This window comes from Blautia sp. MSK20_18 (genome assembly GCF_020553125.1).
Lineage (GTDB): Bacteria > Bacillota > Clostridia > Lachnospirales > Lachnospiraceae > Blautia_A > Blautia_A fusiformis.
Genome location: NZ_JAJCGR010000061.1, coordinates 1 through 10,507 on the forward strand (window position 1 = coordinate 1; position 10,507 = coordinate 10,507).

9 protein-coding genes are annotated in these 10,507 nt (G+C 41.7%); 8 read left to right on the forward strand and 1 reads right to left on the reverse strand.

The window, feature by feature from the left end:
* The 5 genes from LI091_RS17690 to LI091_RS17710 form a co-directional block, all read left to right on the forward strand.
* The coding region (locus tag LI091_RS17690) for a BspA family leucine-rich repeat surface protein (protein WP_265191413.1) at nucleotides 1-1,376 on the forward strand (1,376 nt) is incomplete at its 5' end.
* Between the two features lie 383 nt (nucleotides 1,377-1,759).
* Nucleotides 1,760-2,443 (forward strand): Bax inhibitor-1 family protein, encoded by a 684-nt coding sequence (locus tag LI091_RS17695; RefSeq protein WP_173734213.1) that lies wholly within the window; start codon nucleotides 1,760-1,762, stop codon nucleotides 2,441-2,443.
* Nucleotides 2,444-2,563: 120 nt separating this feature from the next.
* The gene (locus LI091_RS17700; protein WP_173734214.1) at nucleotides 2,564-3,334 is read left to right on the forward strand and encodes a hypothetical protein; all 771 of its coding nucleotides are present in this window, start codon (nucleotides 2,564-2,566) and stop codon (nucleotides 3,332-3,334) included.
* Nucleotides 3,335-3,520: 186 nt separating this feature from the next.
* Nucleotides 3,521-4,219, forward strand: a complete 699-nt coding sequence (locus tag LI091_RS17705; protein WP_173734215.1) for a hypothetical protein — start codon at nucleotides 3,521-3,523, stop codon at nucleotides 4,217-4,219.
* Between the two features lie 107 nt (nucleotides 4,220-4,326).
* Entirely contained in the window at nucleotides 4,327-6,234 is a 1,908-nt protein-coding gene (locus LI091_RS17710) for a hypothetical protein (protein WP_265191414.1), read from the forward strand.
* A gap of 90 nt (nucleotides 6,235-6,324) precedes the next feature.
* Here the strand turns inward: LI091_RS17710 and LI091_RS17715 are convergent, their stop codons facing one another.
* Entirely contained in the window at nucleotides 6,325-6,516 is a 192-nt protein-coding gene (locus LI091_RS17715) for a hypothetical protein (RefSeq protein WP_173734217.1), read from the reverse strand.
* A 1,303-nt stretch (nucleotides 6,517-7,819) separates the two neighbouring features.
* On the opposite strand from LI091_RS17715, the gene LI091_RS17720 reads away from it, so the two are divergent.
* From LI091_RS17720 to LI091_RS17730, 3 genes are all read left to right on the forward strand, one after another.
* A complete protein-coding gene (locus tag LI091_RS17720) occupies nucleotides 7,820-8,446 on the forward strand; it encodes a hypothetical protein (RefSeq protein WP_173734218.1) in 627 nt (208 codons plus the stop codon).
* Between the two features lie 50 nt (nucleotides 8,447-8,496).
* Nucleotides 8,497-9,123: a hypothetical protein gene (locus LI091_RS17725; RefSeq protein WP_173734219.1), complete on the forward strand. Its 627-nt coding sequence runs from the start codon at nucleotides 8,497-8,499 to the stop codon at nucleotides 9,121-9,123.
* A 94-nt stretch (nucleotides 9,124-9,217) separates the two neighbouring features.
* Nucleotides 9,218-10,078, forward strand: a complete 861-nt coding sequence (locus tag LI091_RS17730; protein WP_265191415.1) for a leucine-rich repeat domain-containing protein — start codon at nucleotides 9,218-9,220, stop codon at nucleotides 10,076-10,078.
* Nucleotides 10,079-10,507: the final 429 nt, after the last annotated feature.

The following is a 10,507-nucleotide window of genomic DNA, read 5'->3' on the forward strand; positions in this document are numbered from 1 at the left end:
CCATTACTAAGAAATGGGATGACGGATTGACCAATGCAGAGCGTGAAATCCCGGATATGTATTTAAGCACCGAAAAGCCAAGTAAGAGCACGAAAGGATATACCGTCACGTTCCACGGGAACGGGCTGAAATTTGCTGACGGGACTGACGAGAATATGGTGGTTTATAACTCTTCTAGGCAGATAGTGGAGGGGAGTTATAAAGAAACGGTCGGGACCGGGGTTGGATGGTATAGCGATGAGTCATGTAAGAGCAGGGTAATGATTTCTAATGACGGTGTACCGCAGGTTGAACTAACCGAGGATTTGGATTTGTGGGCAAAAGAGATGACGTTTGAGGTTGAAGGATATAATGGCTACATCGCATTAAAAAATAATTCTTTCAATAACGCAATCCCAGACACCGTGACTGAAGTCATCTTTACCGATGAAGTAAAACCAAAAGATAAAGCGACCATTGATGTTGATGCAGACGGAGACGGCGGCGTTGTCGCATGGCTGAATGATAGTGCTGGAACAGTCATGAAGGTGTCTACACAGATTCCGGGCGTAAAAGTGCAGGCGGCGAAAGACAGCGGAGATATGTTTTTCAATAGAAGAAAACTTCAAAAAATCGATTTCAAAATGCTGGACACACGGAACGTAACGGGTATGATATCAATGTTTTGCTACTGTTCCGGACTCACGAGCCTGGATTTGGCACCGCTGGATACGCAGAATGTAACGAATATGAGTGGTATGTTCCTCGGCTGCCTCCGTCTGGTAAGCCTGAATTTAACGCCGCTAGACACGCAGAATGTAACGGATATGAATCGGATGTTTCGCGACTGCTCTGGTTTGACCAGGCTGGATTTATCTCCGCTGGATACACAGAAGGTGACAAGTATGAATGGCATGTTTTCCGGCTGCCACGGCCTGACAAACCTGGATTTAACGCCATTGGATACACAGAATGTGACTAATATGAGTGATATGTTCTCCTATTGTTCTGGTCTGACAGGTCTGGATTTGACACCGCTGGATACACGGAATGTGACTGATATGAGTAGCATGTTCTCTAACTGTTCTGGCCTGACCAGCCTGGATTTATCTCCACTGGATACGCAGAATGTGACGGATATGAGCGAAATGTTCCGGAGATGCTTCGGCTTGACCAGTCTGGATTTAACAACGCTGGATACCAGAAGCGTGACGAGTATGAGAGACATGTTCTACTATTGCTCCGGTCTGACAAGCTTCACCACTGGCACCACCTTCAAATTCGTCGGAACAAAGTATGCCCTCTCCGGTACCTGGCAGAACACTGCCGGTGAGACCTTCACCTCCGGAAAGTTCCCTTCTAACGTCGCCGACACCTACACAAAAATTGCATCTTAACGCACATCAAGCCTGCAGCGCTACGCGCTGCAGGCTCTTCTTTTTTCCTTTCTTTTTGTTATCTTTTTCTCTTTTCTCTTTGTTTTTCCCTTTGCTTCTATCTTTATTTTCGCTTTTTTTGTTTGTTTTTGCTTTTGCCTTCTTTATTCCTGTTTTTTTTGTTCTTTTTTGCTACTATTTTTTTGCTTTCTGAATTCTGCTTTTTTTTGCCATTCTTTTTATGTGCTATGCGAATATTCGCCGTATATTACCGTATGTTAGGAGAAACCGGTGGCCGACTAGAGGAAGGATTTTGCAACAACACGCCGGATTTTGCATATTAAATGATGTAAAAATATCGGTGCGTTTTTGTGCCGGAAAACAAAGAATGGAGGTAAAGAAATATGGTAAGTTTAAGCAAAAGAAGAAAGGAAGCGCGGCTTCAGTCATATGACGGAAGGATTCTTACGGCAAGAAAATATAATGCTACGATTTTTGGCATGATATTGTACGGCTTGGTGGCAAATTTTCTGATTTGCCTCTTTTGTAGCAATATGGCAGCAACGGTGAATTCTGTTGCGTTCTTCCTGACCTATCTGGTCTGTGTGATTGTTGGATGTATAATGTCTGCGGTATCTACGAATCCTGTAGCTGGATTTGTCGGATATAACCTGATTGTACTACCAAGCGGGTTTGTGATTTCCGTTGCGGTGCAGGAATACGGCGGGCTCGACTCCGAAGTGGTGACGGAAGCGTTTCTGGCTGCAACGTTGATTATCGCGACTATGACGTTTTTCGCAGTCCTGAACCCGCAGTTCTGCAACAGGCTTGGCAGTCTGCTGTTCATGGCACTGATGGGGCTCATTGCGGCTGAGGCTATATTGCTTTTTATGGGAATAGAAAGCAGTGCGGTTTCCTGGGCTAGCGCAATCATTTTCAGTTTCTACATTTCGTATGATGTATCGCGTTCTCAGATGTATCCATACACAGCTTCAAATGCGGTTGGCAGTGCGATGGATATATATCTGGATATCATTAACCTTTTCTTGTCATTGCTTGAAATCTTTGGTCAACGTTCAGACGACTGAATGCTACAGCGGCACGGTGCTTTGCACCGGCCGCTTTTTTTTGTTGCAAACTTTTCAGTGAATGCCAAAAATCAGCATATTGTATCTGAAAATATAAAGAATAAAGAAAGGGAAAAGAATATGCCAAAACTGAAATGCAAAAACAAATATTGCAAGTTCCACAGAGGAAGCGGTTGCAGCAAAAAAAGTGTCACGCTGGACCGAAAGGGCGGGTGCGAAACTTATGAGCCGGGATTCGCTTATTATTTCTTTTACTGCTGTGAACATATGCAGACAAATTTTCTTACATACCCAGAAATAAATGAGTATCCAGCATATAAATACAGCATCTATTATATGACAAAGTGTCTTCCGGTCGAATGCTACAGTGACGATATCCGGGGCATGCTGGTCATCTGTGACAGCCGGACCAAAAAACCGCTGAATGCAAATGACCTGATGGAATTGCTGAACGATAACTTGGATGAAAACGCGCTTAATGCCTGCGTCGATGATTACCTGAAAAACGGACTACCAAAAGCGACGGAAACAAAAAAAGATGAAATGGAAAAAATCGTAGAAAAAGAATATGGCTGGCTTTCTCCAAATGGTGTCTTTTATCCGTCTGAATGGGGAACGCATGAACTGGCTGCACAGGAATTATACAGGGACTTAATTGGAGAGGATATTTATCCGCCATGTCGTGATGAACTGATAAGAAGAGGCTGGGCACTGGTCCATGACCCGTCTTTGACTGGAGCTTATCTGGTAACAAATCAGAGACCACTGAGTAAAAGGCAGCGTGATTTCCTGTATGGATATTTTAAGGACATGGGAATGACGGGTCGAGCAGAGCTATATCAGAAGGAAGATGGAAGCGGGATGTTGCCGGCAAGAGGAATAGAAGAATAGGTAAGAAAAAGAGCAATTGCGACAAGCGGCGCTCTTTTTTCTTGCCTCTAAAAATATATCAGTATACCGATGTATTTTCTTAATCTGGCTGCTGTGCCAAAAATGACATCCCGCAAAAATTGGACGCTTTCCATGAAATTCTGCATATTGTATATATCTAAAAAATTCAAAAGAAAGGAGCAAAAAATGTCAAAAGCAAAACGCAAAAATAAAAAAGAACTGGTCATACAAAAACGCTATTGGGACCAGATAAAAAAACGGTACCCGTTCCTGGAAGAAAAAACGCACTGGTATACCGGGACGAAACTTTCAAAAAAAGAAAAGGAAGAGACCCCGCCAATATTGAGTGCATGGAGTGGCGATATTCCAGAAGGGTGGGTCATTCGATTTGGGCATGAACTGTGTGAGGAGCTGAGAGCAGAGTTTATCCGCTGCGACTGTCTGTATACAGCACAGATTCTGCAGGCAAAAGAGAAATATGGAGATTTGAGGATTTACCTTGGTGGAGTGCCGAAAAACTGTAAAGCAGAAGATATCATTGATAAGTACAACAGTATCTCAAGCAGTGTATGCGTCCATTGTGGAAAGATGGACACGCCAATCATCAATGACCGCGGCTGGATTATCCCATGCTGCAAAGAATGCTATGAAAAGATGAATGAAAGCAGGGATGATTGGTCCGATGGGGCCCCTATCTACGAAAGCCTGACAGTGTCGGGAAACTGGACTACCCCTGATAAGATACTGATGCGTGTGTATGGCAAAGATGAGGAGGCTAAAATGCAGGAGGTAGATATAACCGATACCGTAAACCGTCTTCGCAACAAAAAAATCGTAAGTTACGAAAAGGCCTTGCTGCCGGATACCGGAAAGGAGCGCAAGTAATGCCTGCGATTATCTTTTTAGTTTCCTCTTTTTTATGCGGGTTTGGAATAGCCGGAAAGATTCCGGTCGGACGAAAGGCTGAAAACACAATATGGTGCAGGCTCGCCATGGCTGTTGGCATTGGGTACCTGATATCAGGATGGACAGCATATCTTGTATCGTATACCGCGAAAGTAATGTTTGGCATGAGATATCCAAAGATTTATGGAAATGCGGTCGCAATCGTCGTAACTTGCTTTATTGCATTCGTAACAATAAAAGGAAAGCGACATACGGAAGACAAGTCAGGAATCCAAAACAAGCGATTGTTTGCAAGAGAAGGGTTGCTCCTGTGTGCTCTTTTTGGTTTTATTTTATGGACTATGTTTTATGTTTTCCATATTGATACAGAAAATGGAAAAGAGATTTTAAAATCCGGAGTTACGGTTTTTAGCGACTATTCCCCGCATACCGCAATGATTCGTTCCTTCTCATTCCATGATAACTTTCCAACACAGTATCCGCATTACGGTGGACAGGACGTCAAATATCATTTCATGTTTCAGTTTCTGGCTGGGAACCTGGAATTCCTGGGAATGCGGATTGACTGGGCATTTAACCTTATCTCAGCGGCATCTCTTTGGGGGTTCCTGGTCCTGCTGTTTTATTTCACGCAGGAACTGACAGGGAACACAGCAGCAGGCGCCCTGACTGTCCTGATGTTTTTCTGCCGAAGCAGCATTGCAGTATTTGACAGACTCATTCAGTCAATCGCAAGTGGGAACTGGCGTGATTTCTTACATAATACATCATTTATCGGTTATACAGCACATGAAGACTGGGGGCTTTGGAATTACAACGTATTTTTAAATCAGCGGCACCTGGGGTTTGGCCTGCTCATCGCTATTATCCCTATCATGTATTTTTCTGGGCGTCTGGACTGGCTGGACAAAAAAAAAGAAATCAGCGAGAAAAAGAACGCTGTATCGCAGAGCCGTGTGGCTGTTGTAATGAAAACAACTTTGTTAAGCAAACAGGCCTGGGCTCTTTCTCCTGACTGGCCGATTGACGCCGCATTTGGCGTAGTGCTTGGGGCGCTGGCATTCTGGAACGGTGCAGTTGTTGTTGCCACACTGCTAATCCTTGCATGGTTTGCTGTTATGTCGTCAAATAAATTTGACTATGTAGTCATGGCTGTCAATGCAATTGCGTTGTCTTTTGCACAAAAAAGATTCTTTATGCCTGCAGGAATCGCAAGCAGCATGAAGGATGAGATGAAGACAAGGTTTTATTTCGGGTTCCTGGCTGATAAACAGACAGCCGGCGGAGTAGTATTATATCTTATCATGCTTTCCGGAGTCTTTTTTCTCGGAGTGGCTGTCTTCCTTGTAATATTCAAAGGCAAGAAACGCGCGATGATTGCCGCATTTCTGTTCCCGGTGATTTTTGCCTTTACAGTTTCCATGACACCGGATATCGCAGTCAATCACAAGTACATTATCATCTCAACAATCTTTTTGAACATGATATGGGCATATGCGCTGACGAGATTGTGGGGAAGCAGAAACATCTTTTTAAGAACGCTGGCCGTGTTGCTGGCGATAACCCTGACTGCCACCGGAGCTTATGACCTTCTGACTATCTACAACGCAGATAAACGCGCTTTAAAGATAGACATGGGCAGCAGTCTTACAGAATGGTTAAAAGAAAATGTAAAAGAAAACGACTTGGTACTGACGGGAGAAGAGAGCATGTCGGAAATCACCTTATCCGGAATCATGCTATATAACGGCTGGCCATATTACGCATGGTCTGCGGGTTATGATACGGATACCCGGGCAGCAAATGCGGTTGAAGTCTATTCCTCAAAAGACAAAGAAAAAGTAAAAAAACTGGTAAAAAAGGAAGGGATTGATTATATCATTTATGAAGACGGGATGACGTATGAAGAGCATGAGTGTAGCGATGAGGTGATAAAAAAAATATATAAATGTGTGTTTGAAAAAGGAGATGTGAAGGTGTACAAAGTGGCGTAGGAGAGGAGGAAAGAAAGAGAGAAAAGAAGAAGAAAAAGAACGCAGCAACAGCCGGCCTCTGGCCGGCTGTTGCTGCTATGTTTGTATGTGTTAGTCGTTTGCTTCGTCCGTGTCATAGCCAAGGTCTCTTGCACATTTGGTGCAGTAAAACTCAGCCTTAATTTCGTCGTAGAATTCGTCATTTGTTTCGTGCAGACGGTGTATGCCGCCGGCAGTAGATGCTCTTTGTTCGGAGAATAAGTGCTTTCCGCATCTGATACATACGACATCCCATTGTTCCATATCTGAAAACTCCTTTTTTTTATAGAAGGGCTTGATTTTTTCAGCCAAATAATGTAATATGATATATAGAAATAGGGAAGAACTTAAGAAACAGGAAGTCTACCCTTATAAGTGTACTTTTATTTCAAGCCGTGGACTATTCCCAGTAGTCGGCGGCTTACTTTTTTCCTGTGAAAATTATGTAACAAAGCATCACGATATTCACAATAAGTGAAATAATTGCAATTAGCTCATCTAGCGTCACAGTCATAGTATATCACCCCCTCTGTGTAATAAATAAAAAACGGAGGGAGCTTTTTTCTCCTCTCCGAAGTCAGTAATATTTTTCAAGTAATGTGAGAGGATAGGCCGCCTTATTTCTTAAGTTTTCCCATACACATATTATATCAAAAACTTTTCAGTTCTGCAATCTGTTTTCCGGAACGTTGGCACGGAGGGCCAGGAGGTGGCAAAACTGCAAAAAAAACGCTGAAAAAAGCGAAAAGAAATGGTCGGACAGAATTTGTTGGGGGCTTGCAGGAAAGAAAACCGGAGGCGGAAGTGCTAACGGAGAGCGGGGAATCCCCGGCCGACAAAAAGTCGCCCACGGGTCAAATGTTCCGGTTTCAACTTCGCACGCGAGTCTGAATCCCCGTTCGAAGTCTGGCTACGAGCCGGAACGGCGAGTTATCAAGAAAGATGGACCGGAAGCAGAGACCCGCGCTGAGGATGACCTGGAGCTGGATTATCATAATTACGCGTAAAACCGCGGCCAACCTAAATATGCATCGCTTAGATTTACATATTTAGTTGTCCGTCGGATATAAGCGTAAAGAATTAAAAAATATTTTTTTCTTTTTTTCGTCAAAAACTATATTTTTTCGGCATACTATATATGTAACAAGATAAGAACAATCTTGTACCTGGCATTTGCCAGAATAAAACTTAAAAACATATGCCGTTGTATACAAAAGACCTTGTATGTGTAAAATGTTTAAGGCTGTGTACCCGATAGAAAAGGCGGGGAGGTGTCAGCAACATCAAAAATTGTTGCATAGTATATTTTTTAAAGGTAATCCCCGTAACAGGGGATAGAGGGATAGTGTTAGTCCTGCGAGGCGCTTTCCGGCCTCGCGAAGAAGCCACGGTCATTGGAGTGAAACGGAATCTGGTAACGACTCCGGCAAAGCCGGGGAGTTATCAACCTATGGTTGCCCGTCGGTCAATCACGAAATAAGAAGAAAAAGAGTCGTACGTGCTACGATTCTTTTTTTGTTGCCTGTAAATCTGGCATATTGTAAGTGGAAGAAAAAGGAGAAAAATAATGAGTAAAATAATAATACAGATTGATGATTCGGATGTAGCCATTAAGCGACTTTCTTCTATTTTGGATATGAAAATCTGCACTCCGTTGTATAGAAGGCGTGTACATGATTTTACCAAATGCAGCGGAACTTTCGAAATAAGAATAGGCGATTTTGTATGCTACTTTCCGCAAATGATGACTAAACTGAACAAACGATTGCTCATTGCCAAAATTGAAGGTATTTCTACAAAAGAGCCATCCTTAGACAAGAAAAAACAATCACTGAAAGATGTTTCCATCGATTTTTACTCGTATGCAATTCAAGATAGAATGCAAGAAACGGCCATCAATATTTATCAGGCAATGGATACGAACGAAAAGAATAGTAAAAGAGGAAGGCTTCTAAAAAATTACTTGGTTGACAAAGAGCTGAATACGTTTGAGGCGATTTTTACGCATGGAAATATTAAACTGCTAAAAATGTATTTGGATTTTCGGATATCTCCTCAAGAGGATTTGCAATTTGCAATAGATTTGCTGGACAAAAAGGCCGATATAACAAAAAACTATCTGGAAATGAAAGCGTATCTCTTGCAGGCGTTAAACGAAAGGAAGATAATTTCAAAATACGATTTTTCCATTTGATTTTTTAACCTGCATATTTCAGATAAATCTAAACAGGAAAGGAAAATACTATGAGCGAAAAAACAATAGAAATTAACGACACCGAAATCGGATTGAGAAAACTTCCAACCATTTTAAGTACAGCTATCGTTACTTCAAGGTTTTACTGTCCCCCATCTTGTATGGATAAATATAGTGGAGCACTTGGGATAAAAATGGGAGACTTTATGTATATAATTCCAAAAATGATGGAAACCAGTGATAAACAAAGATTTATCTTGCAGGTCAAGAATATATCTTCAAAAAAATGTTCATTAAACAAAAAAAAGATGCTCTTAAAAGAGATTACAAAAGGCTCTCACGCTTACGCAGTGAACGATGAGCAGGAAGAAGTAGCTATCAAAATTTATGAGCATATGAGTGAAGAAGAGAAGAACGAGAAAAACGGAATCTTCTTAAAAAATTACTTGCTCGAAAATGAAAAATACATACTTAACGCGATTTTTGCGCATGAAAATGTCGAACTGCTAAAAATATACCTCAATTCGGTAATATCCACACACGAAGACTTACAATTTGTAGTAAATTTTCTGGATAAACAGTCCGATAGTGTAAAAAACTATCTGGAAATGAGGGCATATGTTCTGCAGCTATTAAATGCAAAGCCCAAAAGCATCAAAGATGATTTTGACTTATAAGCTTATAAACAAGACCGGCACTTTGCCGGTCCTTTTTTTGTCGCTTATAAATCCAGCATATTGTCAGTAGAAAATATAAAGAAAGGAGCAAAAAATGGAAACAAAAAGATATCCTCTTACAGAAGAGATTGATGGTGTAAATGGATATGTGGAAATCTCCAAAGGACGCCAGAAGTTCGTAATGAAAGATGGCAAAAAAGTTGCGCATTCAGCATTCATGTTATCCGGTATGGATGAAATTTTCTTCCCGGATTCGTTGGAAAAGATTGGAAATATGGCCTTCATGCACTGTCGGAAATTAAAAACAATACATTTTGGTAGAAATATAAAAACAATAGGCGACATGGCTTTTCTTGGATGTAAACAGTTAAATTCTATAGTCCTTCCAGAATCAGTTGAAACAATCGGCGTATTCTCATTCCCGTATGTAGATGAAATGACTGTACATCACATGCCTGAAGGCCTGATGCGCGCTTTTGTTTCGCATGCAGATGAAATAAGACGTGGCTCAGCGTACACCGTCAAACTGAATGTTGGAGATAGCAGTATCCTGATACCAAAAAATACCGTGAGCATAACTGCTGCAGGTATGCAGCGCCTTGCAGAAAGATATCTAGACAACGAAGAGCAAAAAGGACTTCTTTTTCAACATGCGGTTAATAAGAAATACAGGGTCATGTGTGCTGCTGAGATGTATGCTGCATATACAAAGAATGAAGGTGCAAAAGAATTCTTAAAAGAAAATGGCAAAGACGCGATTCTATATCTAAGCGAAAATGTGCCATTGCTTGCCAGGCTGCTGCGCGATGACGTGTTTGGAAGAGATGCGGTGGCCGAGGCTTTTGATGTTGTGCAAAGTGGAAACGGAAATACAATGCTGAAGGCTTACCTTCTGCAAAGTTTGCATGATGGCGATGCTGAAAAGGATGTCCAGAATATTCAGTTATCCATATAAATCTTATTAACGCTGGAAATGCAACTGTTGCTGCATATGTATTAATGCAAATGAAAGATAAAAAAGTTCCAATGAAGTCTCCACCCCTATGCGGTGCATTGCTCCTATAGAGGTGGTATCTAAAACGGAGTGAAACTCCGAAAAATACCTCCAGGAGTTAACGATAAAGAGTTTTGTTCTTGAAGCCGTGTCGCTTTCGTCTCTCGAACATAAGACAAATGAGCCATATGCTGACCGTGCTAACAAAGGGCTGTTCATCAAGCCCCCTATCCATTGGCAAATGATGCCTAAGAAATACTTTGGTCTATGCTTTGCTTTTAAAGCGCGTGCATAAAGACGCATTATTTGATTATGCTGCAGGTCTACATGAATATTTAGGATTTAAAGCGGGAATCCTCGGTTATTCTATATCCGAGATGAAAGCGCATA